Source organism: Arthrobacter sp. TE26545 (assembly GCF_056279005.1).
Genome location: NZ_JBWBQM010000001.1, coordinates 310,563 through 330,448 on the forward strand (window position 1 = coordinate 310,563; position 19,886 = coordinate 330,448).

At 63.8% G+C, this 19,886-nt stretch carries 14 protein-coding genes and 2 pseudogenes; 8 read left to right on the plus strand and 8 right to left on the minus strand.

The features are described 5' to 3' along the window. Window positions 1-115: 115 nt before the first annotated feature. The 7 genes from ACZ9CK_RS01355 to ACZ9CK_RS01385 form a co-directional block, all read right to left on the minus strand. Window positions 116-835 carry a GntR family transcriptional regulator gene (locus ACZ9CK_RS01355; protein WP_426301983.1) on the minus strand — a complete coding sequence of 240 codons (720 nt, stop codon included), beginning with the start codon at window positions 833-835 and terminating at the stop codon, window positions 116-118. Between the two features lie 14 nt (window positions 836-849). Next, window positions 850-2,304: an NAD-dependent succinate-semialdehyde dehydrogenase gene (locus ACZ9CK_RS01360; RefSeq protein WP_426301984.1), complete on the minus strand. Its 1,455-nt coding sequence runs from the start codon at window positions 2,302-2,304 to the stop codon at window positions 850-852. Between the two features lie 25 nt (window positions 2,305-2,329). Next, entirely contained in the window at window positions 2,330-3,583 is a 1,254-nt protein-coding gene (locus ACZ9CK_RS01365) for an aspartate aminotransferase family protein (protein ID WP_426301985.1), read from the minus strand. A 67-nt stretch (window positions 3,584-3,650) separates the two neighbouring features. Next, the gene (gene solA, locus ACZ9CK_RS01370) at window positions 3,651-4,784 is read right to left on the minus strand and encodes an N-methyl-L-tryptophan oxidase (protein WP_426301986.1); all 1,134 of its coding nucleotides are present in this window, start codon (window positions 4,782-4,784) and stop codon (window positions 3,651-3,653) included. Further along, a complete protein-coding gene (locus tag ACZ9CK_RS01375; protein WP_426301987.1) occupies window positions 4,784-5,551 on the minus strand; it encodes an amino acid ABC transporter ATP-binding protein in 768 nt (255 codons plus the stop codon). The genes solA and ACZ9CK_RS01375 overlap by 1 nt, the downstream gene beginning before the upstream one ends. Then, a complete protein-coding gene (locus ACZ9CK_RS01380; RefSeq protein WP_426301988.1) occupies window positions 5,548-6,438 on the minus strand; it encodes an amino acid ABC transporter permease in 891 nt (296 codons plus the stop codon). The genes ACZ9CK_RS01375 and ACZ9CK_RS01380 overlap by 4 nt, the downstream gene beginning before the upstream one ends. A gap of 44 nt (window positions 6,439-6,482) precedes the next feature. After that, the gene (locus tag ACZ9CK_RS01385) at window positions 6,483-7,400 is read right to left on the minus strand and encodes an ABC transporter substrate-binding protein (RefSeq protein ID WP_426301989.1); all 918 of its coding nucleotides are present in this window, start codon (window positions 7,398-7,400) and stop codon (window positions 6,483-6,485) included. Window positions 7,401-7,797: 397 nt separating this feature from the next. Between ACZ9CK_RS01385 and ACZ9CK_RS01390 the strand changes: the two genes are divergently transcribed. The 8 genes and pseudogenes from ACZ9CK_RS01390 (at window position 7,798) to ACZ9CK_RS01425 (ending at window position 17,568) form a co-directional block, all read left to right on the plus strand. Next, window positions 7,798-8,469: an HAD-IA family hydrolase gene (locus ACZ9CK_RS01390; protein ID WP_476049018.1), complete on the plus strand. Its 672-nt coding sequence runs from the start codon at window positions 7,798-7,800 to the stop codon at window positions 8,467-8,469. Between the two features lie 27 nt (window positions 8,470-8,496). Continuing rightward, the gene (locus ACZ9CK_RS01395; RefSeq protein WP_426301991.1) at window positions 8,497-9,774 is read left to right on the plus strand and encodes an NAD(P)/FAD-dependent oxidoreductase; all 1,278 of its coding nucleotides are present in this window, start codon (window positions 8,497-8,499) and stop codon (window positions 9,772-9,774) included. 75 nt (window positions 9,775-9,849) lie between these two features. Then, a complete protein-coding gene (locus ACZ9CK_RS01400) occupies window positions 9,850-11,376 on the plus strand; it encodes an aldehyde dehydrogenase family protein (RefSeq protein ID WP_476049019.1) in 1,527 nt (508 codons plus the stop codon). Continuing rightward, window positions 11,373-12,467 (plus strand): tartrate dehydrogenase, encoded by a 1,095-nt coding sequence (locus tag ACZ9CK_RS01405; RefSeq protein ID WP_476049020.1) that lies wholly within the window; start codon window positions 11,373-11,375, stop codon window positions 12,465-12,467. The genes ACZ9CK_RS01400 and ACZ9CK_RS01405 overlap by 4 nt, the downstream gene beginning before the upstream one ends. 53 nt (window positions 12,468-12,520) lie before the next feature. Then, window positions 12,521-13,447: a D-2-hydroxyacid dehydrogenase gene (locus ACZ9CK_RS01410; protein ID WP_476049021.1), complete on the plus strand. Its 927-nt coding sequence runs from the start codon at window positions 12,521-12,523 to the stop codon at window positions 13,445-13,447. A 46-nt stretch (window positions 13,448-13,493) separates the two neighbouring features. Continuing rightward, window positions 13,494-15,012: pseudogene (locus ACZ9CK_RS01415) on the plus strand (CoA-acylating methylmalonate-semialdehyde dehydrogenase). Between the two features lie 29 nt (window positions 15,013-15,041). Then, a complete protein-coding gene (gene aspA, locus ACZ9CK_RS01420; protein ID WP_476049022.1) occupies window positions 15,042-16,511 on the plus strand; it encodes an aspartate ammonia-lyase in 1,470 nt (489 codons plus the stop codon). A gap of 13 nt (window positions 16,512-16,524) precedes the next feature. Further along, on the plus strand, window positions 16,525-17,568 hold the full coding sequence (locus ACZ9CK_RS01425; RefSeq protein WP_476049023.1) for an NAD(P)-dependent alcohol dehydrogenase: 1,044 nt from the start codon (window positions 16,525-16,527) through the stop codon (window positions 17,566-17,568). A gap of 9 nt (window positions 17,569-17,577) precedes the next feature. Here ACZ9CK_RS01425 and ACZ9CK_RS01430 read toward each other — a convergent pair. Then, a pseudogene (locus ACZ9CK_RS01430) lies at window positions 17,578-19,745 on the minus strand (amylo-alpha-1,6-glucosidase). Window positions 19,746-19,886: the final 141 nt, after the last annotated feature.

Consider the following 19,886-nt stretch of genomic DNA (forward strand, 5'->3'; position numbering starts at 1 on the left):
AAAAGGCTCCGGGGGCCTTGCGCTCTTGGGGCGGGTTAAACGAAAACGGCCGTTGCAAGCCCGGCAGACCCGGTATTGCAACGGCCGTTGGTAACAGCGCAGGGTTGGCCTTTGGCTAGGCAGTGCCTTCCTGATCCGGTTGTCTTTCAGTCAGATCCTCGACGGCTTTTTGCATGTGCCGTTTGATCGCCCGGAGAAGGCCCTTCCGATCACCCGCTTCGAGGAGATCCAGCAGGTTTTGGTGTTCCCCGACCAGGACGTCTGCCCGAGGATAGGAAACTTCCAGGTTGAGGATACACATCCTCGATTCGGCCGCCAGAGTTTTGTAGATCCGGATCAAACGTGAATTTCCCGTGCCGGCAACGAAGGCGGAGTGGAACTGCATGTCCAGCCGCGCAATCGCTTGCCAGTCGGAGACGGCTACTTGCTTCGCCATTTCGCCGACGATCTCCCTCAGGACTTCACAAGTGTCCTTGACCCGTTCCGGGCTACCGTCCAGCAGCGTGTTTGCGGCAGCTGATTCGACGGATTCACGGACCGCATAGATCTCTTGGATGTCGTCGGTCTCCAACTCCATGACGAACACTCCACGATTGCGATGGCTGACGAGTATCCCTTCCTGGCATAAGCGCTGCAAGGCTTCCCGGAGCGGGCCCCTGGACGTGTTCAGTTGGCCCGCAATCACGGATTCGTTGATCTGCTGCCCGGGGCGGAAGGTCCCCTGGACGATCTGTTCCCGCAACTGGTCTGCGATCAGCTGTGCAGTTGGCCTTCCTTCCAGTACAAAAAGTCCTTCCGGTGCCGCCATCGACATCCCCCTCATCTCGCTCTTCACTATCTACATGCGTGTTACACAGCTATTGCGGTGTATTTGGTTTCAAGAAATTCCTCGATACCTATCTTGCCGCCTTCGCGTCCCAGGCCTGATTGCTTGACGCCGCCGAAGGGTGCGGCCGGGTTGGACACCAAGCCGGTGTTCAGCCCGACCATGCCCACTTCCAGTTCCGCGGAGAAGCGCAGGGCCTTGTCCATGTTCTCGGTGAACACGTAGCCCACGAGTCCCCATTCGGTGTCGTTGGCCAGCCGGAGGACTTCGTCCTCGCTGTCGAAGGCGGTGATGGCAGCGACGGGCCCGAAGATTTCGGTGCTCATCAGGTCCGCGTCCAGGGGAACGTCGGTGAGCACCGTGGGGGTATAGAAGTAGCCGGGTCCTTCCGGGCGGCTTCCGCCGGTGAGGATCCGCGCACCCTTGGAGACGGCGTCCGCGACGAGGCTTTCAACCTTGTCCAGGCCCTTCTGCTCGATGACGGGTCCGACGTCGGTTCCGGCCAGGGCGCCGTTGCCCACCCGCAGTTCGGAGATCTTCTTGGCGAACTTCTCGCCGAATTCCCCGGCCACGGAACGATGGACGAAGAAGCGGTTGGCAGCAGTGCAGGCCTCGCCCATGTTGCGCATCTTCGCCTTCATGGCGCCGTCGACGGCCTTTTCGATGTCCGCGTCGGCCAGGACGATGAACGGGGCGTTGCCGCCCAGTTCCATCGAGGAACGCATCACATTGTCCGCAGCCTGGCGCAGCAGGATCTTGCCCACTTCGGTGGAACCGGTGAAGCTGACCTTCCGGGCGATGCCGCTGCCCATCCACGTTCCCACCACGGCCGAAGCGCTGGCGGTGGTGACGACGTTCAGGACGCCGTCGGGAAGGCCTGCTTCCCGGAAGATCTGCACCAAGGCAAGGGAGGTCAGCGGCGTGAGTTCGGCGGGCTTGAAGACCATGGTGCAGCCGGCGGCCACGGCCGGGGCGATTTTGCGCGCGCCCATGGCCAGCGGGAAGTTCCACGGGGTGACCAGCACGCAGGGACCCACCGGTTCCTTGGTGATCATGATCCGGGTGTTGCCGTCCACGGAGGTGGCGTGGTCCCCGCCGATGCGCACGGCTTCCTCGGAGAACCAGCGAAGCATGTCGGCGCCATAGGCCACCTCGCCCTTGGCCTCGGCCAGGGGCTTGCCCATTTCCGCTGTCATGATCGCGGCCAGCCGGTCGGTGTTGGCAACAACCAGTTCAAAGGCCCGCCGGAGGATGTCGGCACGCTCACGCGGGGTGGACTTGCCCCACGCTGCCTGGGCGCGGCCGGCGGCCTCGATGGCAGCCTGGGCTTCCTCCGGGCCGCCGTCTGCCACGTGGGCGATGATTTCATGGGTGGCCGGATTCTCCACCGGGAAGGTGGCGCCTCCGGCGGCCTTCTGCCAGGCGCCATCGATGAACAGGTCGGTATGCAGTCCCGAAGGGTCGAATGAGGTGCTCATGTCACACTTTCAATGGTCGAAGGGGCTAGATGGCGGCGGTCTTGAGGGCCTGGGTGAATCTGGTCAAGCCAGTCTGGATCTCATCGCTGCTGACGTTCAGGGCAGGGATGATGCGGATGACGTTTCCGTGCGCACCGCAGGTGAGCAGGAGGAGTTCTTCCGGAATGGCTGCCTGCTGGACGGCGAGGGCGGTTGCTGCGTCAGGGGTCCCGTCTGCCGCGGTGAATTCGATTGACTGCATCAGGCCTCGGCCCCGCACATCCCCGATGGTCGTGAACTGGCCCTTGAGGCTCTCCAGCCCGGCGCGCAGTTCATCGCCGCGGACCAGGGCGTTCTGGACCAGGTTCTCGCGCTCAATGACGCCAAGGGTTGCGACGCCGGCGGCAGCCGCGACTGCGTTTCCGCCGTAGGTTCCGCCTTGGGAACCGGGCCATGCCTTGCCCATCAATTCCGTGGAGGCTGCGATGGCTGAGATGGGGAAACCGCTGGCGAGGCCCTTCGCGGTGATGATGACATCCGGGGTGACCCCCGCCCAATCGTGTCCCCAGAACTTCCCTGTGCGTCCGACGCCGGCCTGGACCTCATCGACGATAAGTACGATTCCGTGTTTGTCGGCACGCTCCCGCAGGCCCTGCAGGAAGCCTACCGGGGTAGGGATGTAGCCGCCGTCGCCCAGGACCGGCTCGATGATGAAACCGGCCGTGTCCGCCGGGCTGCTGATACTGGCCAAGAGCTGGTCCAGTTCCTTCAGGGCGAAGGTAACAGCGGTCTCCTCGTCCCAGCCGTAGCGGTAGGCGTGCGGGAAAGGCGCGATGTGAACACCGCTCATCAAGGGGGAGAAACCGGAGCGGAACTTGGTTCCGGCAGTGGTGAGGGACGCGGCGCCCACGGTGCGGCCGTGGAAGCCGCCGTGGAAGGAGATGATGTTGGGCCGTCCCGTAGCCATGCGGGCCAGGCGGACGGAGGCCTCCACGGCCTCGGAACCGGACGTGGCGTAGAAGACGCTGTCCAGCCCCGAGGGGAGGAATTCTCCCAGCCGTGCCGTGAGCTCGAGCAAGGGCTTGTGCATCACGGTGGTGTACTGCGCATGGACAATCTTTCCCACCTGGTCACGCGCTGCCGCGACGACGTCAGGGTGGCAGTGACCAGTGCTGGTGACGCCGATTCCCGTCGTGAAATCCAGATACTTCTTGCCGTCGGTTGCATAGATCCAACTGCCGAGGGCGTGGTCGACGACGACGGGCGTCGCCTGCTTGAGGATGGGACTGAGAGTTGCCATGGCTTCATGCTTTCTTATGAACTGTAGATTGTCAACAATTCGCGATCCGTGGGATCGCGGATGGTAGTCAGCTGGTCCTGAACCGTTCGGGGCGGACGAAGTCCAAGTAATCGAAGGTCTGTTTGCCGAGGGCCTCTTGGGCGGCGATTTCACCGAATCCGGTGGCGTTCTTGAAACCGCCTCCGGAGAAGCCCGTGGCTGTATAGATCCTGCTGCCTTGGTGGATGGGGCCCAGGAGGGGGTTGTTGTCCTTGGTGAAGAGGTCGGGGAAGGCATCGGAGCGGACAATGGCGGGGTCCAGGCCGGGGAAGAATTCGGTGACGGTGTCGGTGGTCTCTGCGATTTCGGCCTCGGTGAGTTCCCGCGGGACGTTGCCGGCGTCCGGGGTTGGTTTGCCGCGGCCGTCCAGGGTGGCTTTGACGGTGACGCCGTCCACTGCCGGTGCCCCGTACATGGAGCGGTCCTCGTAGATGCGGATGAAGATGGGGAATTTCTCCGGGGTGTACTGGGCGCCGTCGCGGGCGACGAACCAGGTCAGGAAAATCCGTTTCGTCTCCGTGGCTGCTTTGAGATAGTCGGGCATGAGCCGGCGGGACCATCCGCCGGAGGCGATGATGACGTTCTCGTAGGTCCAGGACTTCTCGCCGGAGGTGAGGGTCACGCCGCCCTCGGTTTCGGTGATGCTGTCGATGGGGGTGCTGGTGTGGATCGTGGCGCCGTTGGCGCGGGCGGCGGTGACGGCGGCGGTAACGGCACGGTCGGTGCGCAGGGCGCCGGCATGCGGATCGTAGACGGCGATGTCATCGGGCCGGAGGTTGTGCTGGGGATAGCGCGCGGCCAGTTCCTCGTGGGTGAGGACCTGGTGGTCGGCGCCGGTGGCGCGGGTGGTTTCCAAGACGGCGTTGAGGTAGGGGCCGTTGGCAGTGCCGATGGACAGGCCGCCGCAGCGGGTGAGGATTTCCTGTCCGGTTTCTGCTTCAAGTTCCGCCCAGAGGGCGCGGGAGCGTTCCAGGATCGGGTAGTAGCCGGGGTTGCCGCGGTAGACCATGCGGAAAAGGCGGGTGTCCCCGCCCACGGCACTGCGTCCGTGGGCGGGAGCGGCCGCTTCGAATCCTGCCACCGAGTCGGTCAGGCGGGACGCTTGCCACAGGGCCATGCTTCCGATGCTGCCCAGCCCGATGACGGCGAGCTTTCCGTCCATCAGAGGACCTTTTCCAGGAAGGAGCGTGTGCGGGCTTCCTTGGGGTTGCCCAGGACCTCGCGGGCGTCGCCGCGTTCAACGACGTAGCCCTCGTCCATGAAGAGCAGGGAGTCGGAGACCTCGCGGGCGAAGCCCATTTCGTGGGTGACCACGACCATGGTCATGCCCTTTTTGGCGAGGTCCTTCATGACCGCGAGGACTTCGCCGACTTTTTCGGGGTCCAGGGCGGAGGTGGGTTCGTCGAAGAGCATGATTTCCGGGTCCATGGCCAGGGAACGGGCGATGGCCACTCGTTGCTGCTGTCCGCCCGAGAGCTGGGCGGGGTACTTGAACCCGTGGCCGTCAAGACCGACGCTGGCCAGCAGCTCGTCCGCCCGGGCGGCAGCCACCTTCTTGTCCACGCCTTTGACCAGCACCGGGCCGGACATGACGTTTTCCTGGGCGGTCATGTTCGGGAAGAGGTTGAACTGCTGGAAGACCATGCCAACCCTGGTGCGCTGGGCGGCCAGTTTCTTGCGGCTCAGGGCGTGGTAGGCGGTCTCGGTTTCGTGGTAACCGAAGGTTTCGCCGTTGACCTTCAGGACCCCGAGGTCCACCGTCTCCAGGCCGTTGATACAGCGCAGCAGGGTGGATTTGCCGGAGCCGGACGGGCCGATGATGCAGCAGACTTCGCCGCTGGCGACGTCCAGGTCGATGTTCTGCAGGACCGTCTTGTGTCCGAAGGATTTGCGGATTCCGCGGGCGTGAATGGTGCCGTCGGTGCTCATCGGGCTGCGCCTTCCGGTTGGGCAACCCGCTTGGCCTTGCGGGGCAAAGTGGAGGTTGCGCGGGCGTATCGTTTCTCGAGCTGGGCCTGTGGGTAGCTCAACAGCAGGGTCATCACCAGGTACCAGAGGCTGGCGACAATCAGCAGCGGAATGGTTTCGTAGGTGCGGGCATAGATCAGCTGGGCGCTTTGGAGCAGTTCCGCGACGCCGAGCACGCTGACCAAGGAGGTTTCCTTGAACATGCCGATGAACTGGTTGCCGGTGGCGGGGATGATCGAGGGCATCGCTTGCGGGATGATGACCTTGCGCATCCGCATGCCTGCGCTCATGCCCAGCGAGTCGGCGGCCTCAATCTGACCCTTGCCGACGGCCGAGAAACCACCGCGAATGATCTCGGCCATGTACGCGGCTTGATTGAGGGTCAGGCCCACCAGGGCCGCGGTGATCGGACCCATGATCGCGTTCGTGTCCACCGCCGTGCCGATATCGGTGAACGGGATCCCGATCCTCAGGTCCGGGTAGAGCGCAGAGATGTTGAACCAAAAGATCAGCTGCACCAGCACCGGGGTGCCGCGGAACAAGGTGAGGTAGAGACCGGCGGCAATGGACACCGGCTTCACGTGCGAGGCCCTCATGACGGCCAGGGCAAGGCCGAGCAGTGTTCCCAAGGCCATGCTCGCGACCGTCAGGAAGACAGTGAGCATCAGACCGCGCAGGATCGACTCGGCGAAGAAGTACTTTCCGACGATGCCCCATTTGAAGTTGGGATTTGTCAGGACCGAGGCGAGGATCCCGAGGCCGACGAGAATGCTCAGGACCCATCCGGCGTACTCGGTGGGAGTCCGAAGCCGAAGCCGCGGCTTGAGGGCTGCATCGATGCCGCTCATCGTTTCACTTCCTTTGCTGATAGCTGTGACCATGGAGGCGCCCCCTAGTTGAGCTTGGCGTCGGTGATGGCTCCGGACTCCAGGCCCCAGGTCTCCAGGGACTTCTTGTACTCCGGCGTCTCAAGGACGGACTGGATGGCCTTCTGCAGGGCCGGGGTCAGAGGCGAGCCCTTCTTGACACCGATTGCCGTCACGTCGCTGGAGCCGACGTTCACGCGGCCGAGGAGGTCGAAGGATTCCGGCTGCTGCTTGGCAGCCCAACCCAGGGCGGTGGTGTCGTAGAGGATCCCGTCAATCCGCTTGGAGTGCAGCTGGGTCAGGGCCTCCTGGACGTTGGGCAGGGTCACAGCGTGGATTTCGGGCTGTCCCTTGGACGTGCAGGTCTGCTCCGACAGGGCCGGGAGGCGCTTGAGCTGGCCGGTTGAGCCGGCGGTCACGGCGATGTTCTTGCCGCACAGGGTCTCCATGGTCAGCTTCAGCGGGTTGCCCGCGGCCACCGCCACCGAGCTGCCGGCCTTGAAGTAATCGATCATGTCCAGCACCGCGAGCCGTTCTTCGGTCTTGGACATCGTGGTGGCCGTGAAGTCATACCGGCCACCGTCAATGCCCGGCACGATCGTGTCGAACTTCGTGTCCTCGAACTTCAGCTTCAACCCCAGCTTCTTCGCGATCAGCCGGGCAATGTCCGGGTTCAGGCCGATGGCGGTGGTGTTGTCTTCGGCAAGGAACGTCGTGGGCGGATAGTGCAGGTCCATGGCCACCGTCAGCTCGCCCTTGTCCTTGTAGGACTGCGGCAGCAACGCCACCGCAGCCGGGTCAGGCTGGATGCCCGCCGAGATGTCAGAGGTGTTGGAGGTCCTCGAGTCCTGGGCGTCGTTGCTGGCCGCAGCGCCACAGGCGCTCAGGGCCATCAGCACTGCAAGCCCGGTAGCAGCAGTCTTGATCTTGCTTGTGGTCTTCATGGTGCGTCCCTTCCAAAAATGGGTTTCAGGTGAAGTTGGTTCCGCCGAACGAGGATCTTCGCGGGGGCTTCCGAGTGGCGTCGTCGTCCGCCAGGTGGCCCGCCCACAGCATTAATCGGGGAGGATGGAATCAGTTGCTGTGATGCGGATCTCGTTCTGCATCCAATGCAATGCAACTCCCTCGATCGCAGATTGTCAACAATCGACGATAAGTAAATTCTTTGGCGGCCCTTACATGAGAAAGGCTCTCAACAAGAACTGTTGACAATCTACAATTTCGGAGCCTACAGTCAAAGTATCTGGTTCTCGACGTCCAAGAATCTCCCGCCCACACGAAGTGAAACGGGACGGCGGACCTCCGGACGTCCCGCAAAAGTCATCTAGGAACGGACGAATTATGGCAACGACGAACTCACGGCCGAAGTACATCTCCTTCGATATCTACGGCACCCTGATCAACTGGAACTCTGATGCCGTTACCCGCCGGCTGCTGGATGGCCGCCTGCCCGAAGAGCAGTGGCCTGCGTTCAAGAAGGTGTTCCGCGGTTACCGCTTCGACGCGGTCCTTGATTACGCGCCGTACGAGGAGATCCTCCAGAGCTCGTTCGACCGCGTCTGCAAGTACTTTGGCATTGGGCCGACCCCGAACGCGGGCGCAGAGCTCGCTGACGCTGTGCGCGGCTTTAAAGCGCACGACGACGTGCCGGCACCGCTGAAGCTCATGGGCGAGAACTTCCAGCTGGTTGCCCTGTCCAACGCCGACGACAGCTTCCTGGAGATCAGCATCCCCAAGCTCGGCGCCGACTTCCACGCCGTGCTGACCGCCGAGCAGGCCCAGGCCTACAAGCCGCGCTACCAGGCCTTCGAGTACATGCTCGACACCCTGAACGCCAAGCCGGAGGATTTCCTGCACATCTCCTCGCACACCCGCTACGACATGCATCCGATGCACGACATGGGCTTCCGAAACCTCTGGATGCTGGACCGTGGCTACGACCCCATCGGCCCGGGCTACGACCTCAACGTTGTGAAGTCCCTGGACGAGATCAACAAGCACCTCGGTCTCTAAACCGACGTCGAGACGAAAGATCACACCATGAAACTTGTTCCTTATTGGCTGGACACAGCCGAGCCTTCCGGTGACTACCGGCGCACCCCGGTGCCGGAGAACGTCGACGTCGCGATCATCGGTGCCGGCTTTACCGGCCTCTCCGCCGCGCTTGAGTTCGCCCAGCAGGGCGCGAGCGTTGCGGTCTTCGAGCGCCACACCGTCGGCTGGGGCGCGTCCGGCCGCAACGGCGGCATGGCCACCACCGGCCTGGCCATCGGCTTCAGCACCGCGGTCAAGCGCTACGGCGAGGCCCGCGCCGTCGAGTACTTCCGCGAGTACAACGACGCGATCGAGAGCATCGAGAAGATCGTCCATGACCACGCGATCGACTGCGACTTCAACCGCTTCGGCAAGCTCTCGCTGGCCTACCACGAGTCGCACAACGACGGCTTCCGGAAGTCTCAGGAGCTCCTGGCCAAGCTCGTGGACCACCACGTCGAGGTGATTCCGAAGTCCGAGATCCATTCCGAGATCGGCACGGACTTCTACAAGGGCGCCATGATGGACCCGCTCGGCGCGGGCCTGCACGTCGGCAAGTTCTCCCACGGTCTGGCCGGGGCGGCCGTCAGGGCCGGCGCGGTGGTCTGCGAGGACGCGGGAGTGACCGAGCTCAAGCGCATCAACGGCACGGTGCACGACGTGCACACCACCCGTGGGATCACCCGGGCCAAGCAGGTCCTCGTCGCGACGAGCGGCTACACCGGCAGCGTCACCCCGTGGATGCAGCGCCGGGTCATCCCGGTGGGCAGCTTCATCATCGTCACCGAGCAGCTGCCCGAGGACGTGGTGAACCGCATCCTGCCGAACCGGCGTATGGCTTCGGACAGCAAGATGCTCACCTACTACTTCCGGATCACCCCGGACAACCGGCTCCTCTTTGGCGGCCGGGCCCGGTTCGCCCTCTCGAGCCCGGACTCCGACGTCAAGAGCGCCGAGATCCTGCGCAAGGCCATGCTCGAGCTGTTCCCCTACCTCGACAAGACCCGGGTGGACTACATCTGGGGCGGGCTCGTGGACCTCTCGATGGACCAGATGGTCCATGCCGGCGAGCACGACGGGCTGTTCTACTCGCTCAACTACAGCGGGCACGGGGTCCAGATGGCCGCGCACATGGGCAAGCGGATGGCGCACTACATGGGCGGGGACAAGTCCGCAAACGTGTGGGGCGACCTGAAGAACCCGCCGGTGCCCGGCCACTTCGGCCCGCCGTGGTTCCTGCCCTTCATCGGTGCGGCCGCGAAGATCATCGACCGGATCAAGTAGGCCCAAGACCAGCTGGCCAGCTGGGACCGGCTGGCCAGCTTCCACCCCCAACACATCACCTAGCCAAGGGACCACATGCTGCGAACAACAAACCTCGATGACGCGCGCCCGGAAACAGGGGACAGTCGCTCAGACGTTGCCACTCTTCCCGGGGGCGCCTTCTTCGAAGGCCTCTGGCAAACCGGCGGGATGACCCTTGAGGTCAGGGACCCCCAGGACGGTTTTGTGGTGGGTAAGGTCTGCACTTCCGTGGCGGGGGATGTGAAGCGTGCCATCGGTTATATCCACCACCATTTGAAGTTTGCGGATTGGCCGCTGCGGGCCCGGCGCGAAGCCCTGGAGAAAGCCGCGCAGTTGCTGGGGGAGCAGTCTGACCGCTTCGCCGCCATCATCGCGGCGGAGAGCAGCAAGACGATCACCGAGGCCGAACGTGAGGTCCGCCGCTGCAGGGAAACCCTGCGCTTGTCCGCGGCCGCGGCGGACGAACTGGCAGGAGAGACCCTAGCCTTCGATGACAGCCTGGCCGCGGGGAGCAAGATCGGCTGGTACAGCCGGAAGCCGGTGGGCATCGTCGCGGCGATCACGCCGTTCAACGATCCGCTGAACCTGGTGGCGCACAAACTGGGACCGGCCCTGATCGGCGGCAACGGCGTCGTGCTTAAGCCCTCCGGGCGGACCCCGTTGAGCGGGCTCGCGCTGGTGCAGCTGCTGCTGGAAGCCGGAGTGCCCACAGGGCGGATCGCCGCGATCGTCACCGGCGAAGGGGTCTCCGAAGCTCTGGTCACGGACCAGCGCGTGGACCTGGTCTCCTTCACGGGCGGTCCCGCAACCGCGGACCGTATCGCGGCAGCAGCAGGCGCCAAGAAGGTTGTGTCCGAACTCGGCGGCAACAACGCAACGATCGTGTGCGCCGACGCGGATCCCGAGGCCGCGGCCTCGGCGATCGTGACGGGGGCGTTCGGGGTGGCCGGGCAGAACTGCCTCTCCGTTCAACGGGTGTATGTCCATATCTCGGTCTACGACCTCCTCCTGGAGCACGTGGTCCGCGGCACCAAGGCCCTGAAGACCGGGCCCAAGCTTGACCGGACCACTGACATCGGGCCGCTGATTTCCGAAGCCGAAGCGCGGCGCGTGGAGGAATGGGTCGAAGAAGCCAAGGCCGCCGGTTCCACCGTGCATGCCGGCGGCAAGCGGCAGGGCGCGTACTACTTGCCCACGGTGCTGACCGATGTTCCTTCGAAGTGCCGGGTCATCCGGGACGAGGTGTTCGGGCCCTTGGTGAGCATCCTGCCGTTCATCGAGGTCCAGGACGCCATCTACGCGGCGAACAACACCGAGTACGGCCTCCAAGCCGGGGTGTTCACCCAGTCCATCGACCAGGCACTGGCCATCGCGGACAGCCTTCACGTCGGTGCCGTCGTCATCAACGAAACCAGTGATGTGCGGATCGACTCCATGCCGTTCGGTGGATTCAAGAAATCCGGCGTCGGCCGTGAAGGCGTCCGGCATGCCGTCCGCGAAATGACCGAACCCAAAAACACCATCATCAACCTCGGCCAAGCAGCGGCCACGCCGGCCCCACGGCAGACGGAGAACCCATGAGCACCCACAACATCGCAGTCATCGCCGGTGACGGCATCGGGAAAGAAGTCGTCCCGGCTGCCATCACCTGCCTGGAACGGATCGCAGAGCTCCATTCGCTGACCCTCAACTTCATCCATTTCGACTGGGGTTCGGACTACTACAAGCGGCACGGGCGGATGATGCCGGTTGATGGTCTGGAGCAGCTGGCACGCCACGACGCCATATTCCTTGGCGCCGTGGGCTCTCCGGACGTTCCGGACACCGCGTCACTGTGGGGACTGCTGATCCCGATCCGCCGGGAGTTCCAGCAGTACATCAACCTCCGTCCGGTCAAGACGCTCGACGGCGTGGCGTCGCCCCTGGCGAACAAGAACCCGATCGACCTCCTGATCGTCCGGGAGAACAACGAGGGCGAATATTCGGAAGTCGGCGGAAGGATGTACCAGGGCCTGCCGTACGAAAGTGCCGTGCAGGAAACGATCTTCACCCGTCTGGGGGTTTCACGCGTTGCCGACTTCGCGGCCTCCCTGGCGGCCGGCCGCAGTGGCAGGCTGACGTCCGCCACGAAGAGCAACGGCATCATCCACACCATGCCTTTCTGGGACGAAGTCGTTGAGGAAACGGTCGGCCGGCATCCGGGGGTTGCAGTCACCCACGAATTGGTGGACGCACTCGCCGCACACCTGGTCCTGAAGCCCTGGACCCTGGACGTCATTGTCGCCTCCAACCTCCTCGGGGACATCCTTTCGGACCTGGGGAGTTCGGTCACCGGGTCCATCGGCCTGGCGCCGAGCGCCAACCTGAACCCGGAGATGCGGTACCCGTCCCTTTTCGAACCCGTCCATGGTTCGGCTCCTGACATCGCAGGCAAGGGACTGGCCAACCCGGTGGGCCAGATCTGGTCCGGCGCGATGATGCTTGAGCATCTCGGCCATTCCGACGCGGCCGCGCACCTCCAGGCGGCGTTCGAGTCCGCCCTGCGCGACGGCCACGGCACCCGCGATGTGGGCGGAACGTCGTCGACGTGGGAGTTCACGGTCGCCGTCGTCTCGGCTATCGGGGCACTCGCCCCTGATTACCAGGCGGTCTCAGGGACGCCGGCGTCGTGACGGCCGGCCGGTCGGGCGGGCGCCCGACAGTCGCAGTGCTCTACAGGGAGGCGTTGCCTCCGGGGCTAGCAGAGATCGAAAAGCTCGCCGAAGTCCGGCTGACCAAAGCGGACGGACTGCCGGAGGCCCTGGACGGTGCCGACGTGCTGTATCAGTGGCATTCGTTCTCACCTGCCCTCAAAGAGAACTGGGCCGCCGCCTCGTCAGTGAGGTGGGTCCATGTCTCTGCCGCCGGAGTCAGCCAGCTGATGTTCGACGAGCTGGTGGCGAGCGAGGTTAGCTACACGAATTCCCGAGGCGTCTTGAGCCGGGCGATTGCAGAGTTTGCACTTGGATTCGTGCTGGACCTGGCCAAGGATGCCCACGGATCGTTCCGCCTGCAGCAGGAACAGCGTTGGCAGCACCGGACTACCCGCAAGGTCCAGGGCCGCTCGGCGCTGATCGTGGGCACCGGCTCGATCGGCCGGGAAACCGCCCGGCTGTTCCGCGCGGTCGGGATGGACGTGGACGGCGCCGGCCGGTCAGCTCGCCACGGTGATTCCGACTTCGACCGCATCTATTCCTCCCAAGAGCTTTCCCGGGTTGTCCAGGACTACGACTATGTGGTCCTCGCGGCGCCGCTGACGAACGACACCAGGGGACTCGTCGGCGCGGAGGTCCTCGCTGCCATGAAACCTTCCGCCTGCCTGGTGAACGTTGGCCGTGGCGAACTGGTTGATACCGGGGCTTTGGTCGAGGCTTTGGCCTCGCGTTCCATTGCCGGGGCCGCCCTGGACGTTGTCCATCCCGAGCCGCTGCCCGCCGGACATCCGCTGTGGAGCATGGAGAACGTCATCATCACTCCGCACATGAGCGGTGACGCCGAGGATTACCTGGAAGACCTCGGCAGGCTTTTTGTGGACAACCTCAAGCGGTACTGCAACGGCGAACCGCTGGAAAACATCGTGGACAAGGCCTTGGGATACGTCCCGGGCCACTGAGCCCCTCACTCACCGTAAAAGCGTTCACTTCCTAAGGACAACCGCCATGACCAGGTCAACGACGACGACCATCTCCCAGATCCATCACTTCATCGACGGTGTTGAGACCGCAGGCTCAGGGGGCATCACCCGCCCGGTGTACAACCCGGCGACGGGCCAAGTCACGGCCGAATTGAGCCTGGCCAATCGCTTAGATCTTGAAGCAACCGTGGCCGCCGCCAGGAAGGCCGCGGAGAAGTGGGGCAATATCTCCCTGGCTAGGCGCACCGCGGTGTTGTTCAAGTTCCGTGAGCTGGTCGCGACCCACGTGGATGAGCTGGCAGAGCTGGTGACCGCGGAACATGGCAAGGTCCTCTCGGATGCGAAGGGTGAGATTGGCCGGGGTTTGGAGGTTGTTGAGTTTGCCTGCGGCGTTCCGCAGTTGCTCAAGGGCGAGTATTCGGATCAGGTGTCTACCGGCATCGACGTCTTCTCCTTCCGCGAGCCGCTTGGCGTGGTGGCGGGCATCACCCCGTTCAACTTCCCCGTAATGGTGCCGTTGTGGATGGCGCCGATGGCTATCGCCACCGGTAACGCGTTCATTCTCAAGCCTTCCGAACGCGACCCTTCCCCGTCGCTGCTGCTGGCCAGGCTTTGGAAGCAGGCGGGCCTGCCGGACGGCGTGTTCCAGGTGCTGCACGGAGGCAAGGAAACCGTGGAGGGTCTGCTGACCCACCCGGATGTGGACGGTATTTCCTTCGTCGGTTCCACACCGATCGCCAAGTACGTGCACGAGACAGCCACCAAGCATGGGAAGCGGGTCCAGGCTTTGGGTGGAGCGAAGAACCACGCAATCGTGCTGCCCGACGCCGACCTGGACAACGCTGCCGACCATCTGGCCGCCGCCGCGTTCGGTTCCGCCGGGCAGCGCTGCATGGCGATCTCGGTCGCCGTCGCGGTCGGGGACGCCGCGGACCTGCTCGTTAAGAAAATCGAAGAACGTGCCCTGGCCATCAATGGTGGACAACGGCATCGAACCCGGCGCAGAAATGGGCCCGGTCATCACCCCGGCCTCGAAGGAACGCATCATCGAGATTGTGACTGAAGCCGAAGCCGCCGGCGCCGCCATGGTCGTGGACGGCCGCGGGCTCGTCGTTCCCGGACACGAAGAAGGCTTCTGGGTGGGCCCCACCGTGATTGACCACGTCAAGACCGAAATGAGTGCCTACACCGAGGAAATCTTCGGACCCGTCCTGGTGGTGGTCCGCGTCGAGGACCTCGATGAGGGCATCAAGCTGATCAACGCCAACCCCTACGGCAACGGCACGGCCATCTTCACCGCCTCGGGCGCTGCGGCGCGGAAGTTCCAGCGCTCGGTGGATGTGGGCATGATCGGCATCAACGTCCCCCTCCCGGTACCGGTGGCTTACCACTCCTTCGGCGGCTGGAAGGCCTCCCTGTTCGGCGACAAGCACATCTACGGGCCCGAGGGCGTCTCGTTCTACACCCGCGGCAAGGTCATCACCTCCCGCTGGCCGGAAGCCACGGACGCCTCCGGCGCCTCCTACAACTTCCCCTCCAACTGATCAAGTCCCTCCGGAAGTCGAACTGAGCCATGGCACACACCACAACAGCATCCATTCTGGACGGCGCCGAACCGGATTTCCCGGCAGGCCGGACGGAGACAGATTTCCTGGGAACCCGGACTCTTCCGGCCTCCGCCTACTGGGGGATTCAGACCTTGCGGGCAGTCGAAAACTTCCCCATCACCGGTACTGCCATCTCCGCCTATCCGCCGTTGATCAAGGCCCTGGCACAGGTGAAGCATGCCGCTGCGCTGGCCAACTGCGATTTGGGGTTGATCGCCGAGGCCAAGAAGGACGCCATTGTCCGGGCCTGTGCGGACATCGAACAGGGCGGGCTGCTGGAGCAGTTCGTCGTCGATGTCATCCAAGGCGGCGCCGGGACATCCACCAATATGAATGCCAATGAGGTGATAGCCAACCGGGCGCTGGAGCACCTCGGCCTCAGCAAAGGTAGCTACAGTGCCATCCATCCCAACGGCGACGTCAACATGGGCCAGTCCACCAACGACGTCTACCCCACGGCGATCAAGATCGCCACGATTCAGGGTGGGCTGGAACTCCTGGAGGCCATGCAGCACCTGCGCCGCGCCTTTGCCCGCAAAGCCGTCCAGTTCGACGACGTCGTAAAGGTCGGCAGGACTCAACTGCAGGACGCTGTCCCCATGACGCTGGGGCAGGAGTTCAGTACGTACGAAGTGATGGTGGAGGAAGATGAGCTTCGGCTCCGTGAGGCCATGGTCCACCTCCATGAAATCAACCTCGGGGCAACGGCAATCGGCACCGGCATCAACACCCATCCGAGATATGCCGCAATTGCCCGCACCCACCTCAGTAGGATTGCCGGGCTTCCGTTAGTGACGGCCGGGAACCTCGTCGAGGCTACCCAGGACTGCGGGGCTTTCGTGCTGTTCTCCGGGATGCTGAAGCGGATCGCCGTGAAGCTCTCCAAGATCTGCAACGACCTGAGGCTGCTCGCTTCCGGTCCCCGCGCGGGCTTCGCCGAAATCAACCTGCCTCCGCGCCAGGCCGGATCCAGCATCATGCCCGGCAAAGTCAACCCTGTCATCCCGGAAGTCGTGAACCAGGTGGCCTTCGAGGTGATGGGAAACGACCTGACCATTACTGTTGCCGCCGAAGCCGGGCAATTGCAGCTGAACGCCTTCGAGCCCATCATTGCGCGCTCACTGTTCGCCAGCCTGGCCCACCTCACCGCGGCCTGCACTACGCTTGCCGACCATTGCATCGAGGGAATCACTGCCAACAAGGAATACCTTCGGTCCCAGGTGGAGGCGGGCATCGGCGTCGTCACGATCCTGAACCCGATCATCGGCTACGATGCGGCAACCTCGATCGCCCGGCAGGCCCTTTCCACAGGCGCGAGTGTCTCTTCCCTGGTACTGGAGCGCGGACTGCTCACGGCGGAGCAGCTCCACGAGATCCTCAAGCCGGAACACCTTGCAAATCCCCAGGTCACCGCCGTGCAACAGCTACCTCTGTAGATCAGGAACCAGAATGCCCACCATCGCCAAAGCCTATGTGGCCCTTTCGCCCGCCGAACCTCTCCAGCCCGGCACGATCGAACGGCGCGAACCCGGTGAATCCGAGGTCCGGATTGCCATCATGTTCACCGGGATCTGCCACTCCGACATCCACGCCGCCCGCGGCGATTGGGCGGGCGTCAGGTACCCGGTGGTCGTCGGACATGAGATCGCCGGCGTCGTGGAAGCCGTCGGGGCAAAGGTCACCCGGCACGCGGTGGGGGATCGCGTCGGGGTGGGCTGCTTCGTGGATTCCTGCCGCGAATGCGCCAACTGCCTGGCAGGTGAGGAGCAGTATTGCCTGGCCGGTTCCGTCAGCACGTACAACTCGGTGGGCAGGGACGGACTGCCAACCGCCGGCGGCTACAGCACCAGCATTGTCGTCGACGAAGACTATGTCCTGAAGATTCCGGAAGGCATCGCGCTGGAAGCCGCCGCACCGCTGCTGTGTGCCGGCATCACCATGTACTCGCCGCTGCGCAACTGGGACGCCGGGCCAGGCAAACGCGTGGCCATTGTCGGGATGGGCGGCCTGGGCCATATGGGTGTCAAGATCGCAGCTGCCATGGGCGCCGAAGTGACAGTGCTGAGTCAATCCCTGAAGAAAGAGGAGGACGCGCGCCGTCTTGGTGCGAAGCATTACTACGCCACGTCCGAGCCGGCCTCCTTGGAAAAACTCAGCGGGTACTTCAACCTGATCATCAATACCGTCTCTGCGAATATCGACGTCGACCAGTACCTTTCGCTGCTCGCACTGGACGGCACCCTGGTGCTCGTAGGCCTTCCCACGGAGCCGTTGGCGCAGCGGGCCTGGTCCCTGGCGAGTTTCCGGCGGAACCTGGCCGGTTCCAAGATGGGCGGCATCCGGCAGACCCAGGAAATGCTGGACTTTTGTGCGGCCAAAGGACTCGGCGCCGAAGTGGAAGTCATTCCCGCCAACAAAATCAACGAAGCCTTTGACCGGGTCCTCGCCAGCGATGTCCGGTATCGATTCGTCATTGATGCCGGAACATTCTGAGGACTTGTTTCACTCCTGCGGTGCCTGCTCGTGCGGCTTGAATTGGTCCACGAGTTCGGTTAGCCATGGCCGGTGCCCGCGATGGAACACCACGTCATCCGGCAGTCCCTTGACCGATGCCGTGGAATCGGTGATGTCGATCGTGACGCGGCCACGCCCTACCGGGGCGTTGGAGATGTGCAGGTCGCCAAAGGCCTTGGGGAGCACCGGGTCCATCCACAGGCCGCCCCTGGAAACGTGGGCGTCATAGCGCATCAGGCTGGTCACCAGCATGATCGGCGCAGTTGCCGCCCAGGCCTGCGGCGAACAGGCAGTGGGGTAGGCAACCGGCTGTGCGAATTGTTCCCGATCGAATCCGCAGAACAGCTCAGGCAGGCGCCCCTCCGAGTACTCGGCTGCCTCCAGCAAGGCCGTGGCGATCCGCTGCGCCTCCTCCACAAAGCCATAGCGCATCAGGCCCGCGGCGATGACTGCGTTGTCATGGGGCCAGACCGATCCGTTGTGATAGCTTGCCGGATTGTAGGCAGCCATATCGCTGGCCAAGGTCCTGACGCCCCAGCCGCTGAACATTTCCGGAGACATCAGGCGTTCCGCCACCAACGGGGCCCTGTCCTTGTCCACAATGCCGAACCACAGGCACTGGCCCATGTTGGAGGCGCACGAGTCCACGGGCTTCTTGTCACGGTCCAGCGCGATGGCATAGTACCCGCGATCCGGCAGCCAAAACCTCTCGTTGAACTGCTCCTTGAGGCGTTCCGCACGTTCCGTCAGCCTGGTTCCCAACGCGACGTCGCCGGCGTCGAAGGCCATCCAGGCCCGGGCCATGTAGGCGTCATAGACGTACGCCTGCACTTCGCACAGCGCGATCGGAGGTTCGTCGCAAGCGTGCCGTCGGCAAAATTGATGCCGTCCCACGAATCCTTCCAGCCCTGGTTGATCAGGCCGTGCTCGTTGAGGCGCTGGTATTCCACAAATCCGTCGCCGTCCTTGTCCCCGTACTCCTCAATCCAGGCCAAGGCCCGGTCTGCGTGGGGCAGGAGGGCGGCGATCGTTTCCTGGGCGAAACCCCAGCGGCTCACTGAACCCAGGACGCTGACAAACAGCGGCGTCGCATCCACGCTGCCGTAGTAGGTGGATTTGCCGCCAAGAGCCAAGCCGCTGGACACGTCCAGCCGGACCTCGTGCAGGATCTTGCCGGGTTCCTCCTCACTCATTTCGTCCACTACTTTGCCTTGGTGGTTCGCCAGGGTCTGCAGGGTGCCCAGGGCGAGCGAGGGGTCCACGGGCAGCGACATCTCCGAGGCCCATAGCGAATCCCGCCCGAACAGGGTCATGAACCAGGGCGCTCCCGCGGCTACGACAACGTGCTCAGGATGTGCCGGATCCTCAATCCTTAGGGCGCCGAGGTCGTCATAGCTGCGCCGCAGGGTGCGCTCAATGACGTGATTGCCGACCTGCACCACCGGAATCTTCCTCACCCACTCCTGCCGTCGCAGGTCCCGGGGCGATAGGCCTCCTGCTTCGGGATGCAAAAACGGCGCCAGGGTGTCCTTTCCTTCCGCAGCCGGCACGACGGTCAGCGAGGTGGTCCAGTGGCCCTGCGGGGGCACGACCGTCCGATAGGTAATAGCATCGGGTCCGACGTCGGCACCCGGCGCCGTGACGATGACCTCCTTTCGAATGCCCTCCCAGAGGCCGCAGATATTGAGGGAGACGTCGCTTGCTTGCCGGGTTTCATCCCAGCGGCGTTCAAACCGGGCTTCCTTCACCTCGAACAGATCGGCGAAATCAGTGTCGACCCCTAGCCGGATAGCGCATTCGACCGGGTTCAGGGAGAAGTTCCGGACGGTGAGGTTCTCCTGGAGGCCGGCGCCGACTTCCCGCAGCCGTTCCACAATGAGCGGACTGTCCGCGTAGCCATCCGAGCGCGGAACCCTGCCCGCAAACAACGCTCGGAAGGGTTCCTTGGTTTCAGCGGCCAATGGTTCCAGGGACTGGCCGTTCACGGTCAGGCTCCAGCGGGAAAGAATCCGCGTGTCTTGGACGAAAAGGCCGTGCGGGTGTCCGGGCTGTATGTCCCCGTTTGCCAAAGAGATGCAGAAGGATGATCCTTCCACCAGCGTCACCGCGCCGCTGCCCAGTGGTCCTGCGGCGGTGTCGGCATTCCATCCAGCCATCGGCGGTTCCTCCACCGGCTTGTCCGTTTGCTTGGATAAGACGGTACGCCTGAGCAACCGCAGGCACTAGGGCCCGGTCGCTGCCGGAGAAGGCAGTTCCTGGCCGCGCACCTTCGGGCTCCGCATGCCAGGTCATAAGCT

What these genes read in the sequence shown, in the direction of transcription:
- ACZ9CK_RS01385 (WP_426301989.1), bottom strand. Translation starts at nt 7,400, where the DNA reads ATGAAGACCACAAGCAAGATCAAGACTGCTGCTACCGGGCTTGCAGTG.
- ACZ9CK_RS01375 (WP_426301987.1), bottom strand. Translation starts at nt 5,551, where the DNA reads ATGAGCACCGACGGCACCATTCACGCCCGCGGAATCCGCAAATCCTTC.
- ACZ9CK_RS01405 (WP_476049020.1), top strand. Translation starts at nt 11,373, where the DNA reads ATGAGCACCCACAACATCGCAGTCATCGCCGGTGACGGCATCGGGAAA.
- ACZ9CK_RS01390 (WP_476049018.1), top strand. Translation starts at nt 7,798, where the DNA reads ATGGCAACGACGAACTCACGGCCGAAGTACATCTCCTTCGATATCTAC.
- ACZ9CK_RS01400 (WP_476049019.1), top strand. Translation starts at nt 9,850, where the DNA reads ATGCTGCGAACAACAAACCTCGATGACGCGCGCCCGGAAACAGGGGAC.
- ACZ9CK_RS01395 (WP_426301991.1), top strand. Translation starts at nt 8,497, where the DNA reads ATGAAACTTGTTCCTTATTGGCTGGACACAGCCGAGCCTTCCGGTGAC.
- aspA (WP_476049022.1), top strand. Translation starts at nt 15,042, where the DNA reads ATGGCACACACCACAACAGCATCCATTCTGGACGGCGCCGAACCGGAT.
- ACZ9CK_RS01425 (WP_476049023.1), top strand. Translation starts at nt 16,525, where the DNA reads ATGCCCACCATCGCCAAAGCCTATGTGGCCCTTTCGCCCGCCGAACCT.
- ACZ9CK_RS01360 (WP_426301984.1), bottom strand. Translation starts at nt 2,304, where the DNA reads ATGAGCACCTCATTCGACCCTTCGGGACTGCATACCGACCTGTTCATC.
- ACZ9CK_RS01365 (WP_426301985.1), bottom strand. Translation starts at nt 3,583, where the DNA reads ATGGCAACTCTCAGTCCCATCCTCAAGCAGGCGACGCCCGTCGTCGTC.
- ACZ9CK_RS01380 (WP_426301988.1), bottom strand. Translation starts at nt 6,438, where the DNA reads ATGAGCGGCATCGATGCAGCCCTCAAGCCGCGGCTTCGGCTTCGGACT.
- solA (WP_426301986.1), bottom strand. Translation starts at nt 4,784, where the DNA reads ATGGACGGAAAGCTCGCCGTCATCGGGCTGGGCAGCATCGGAAGCATG.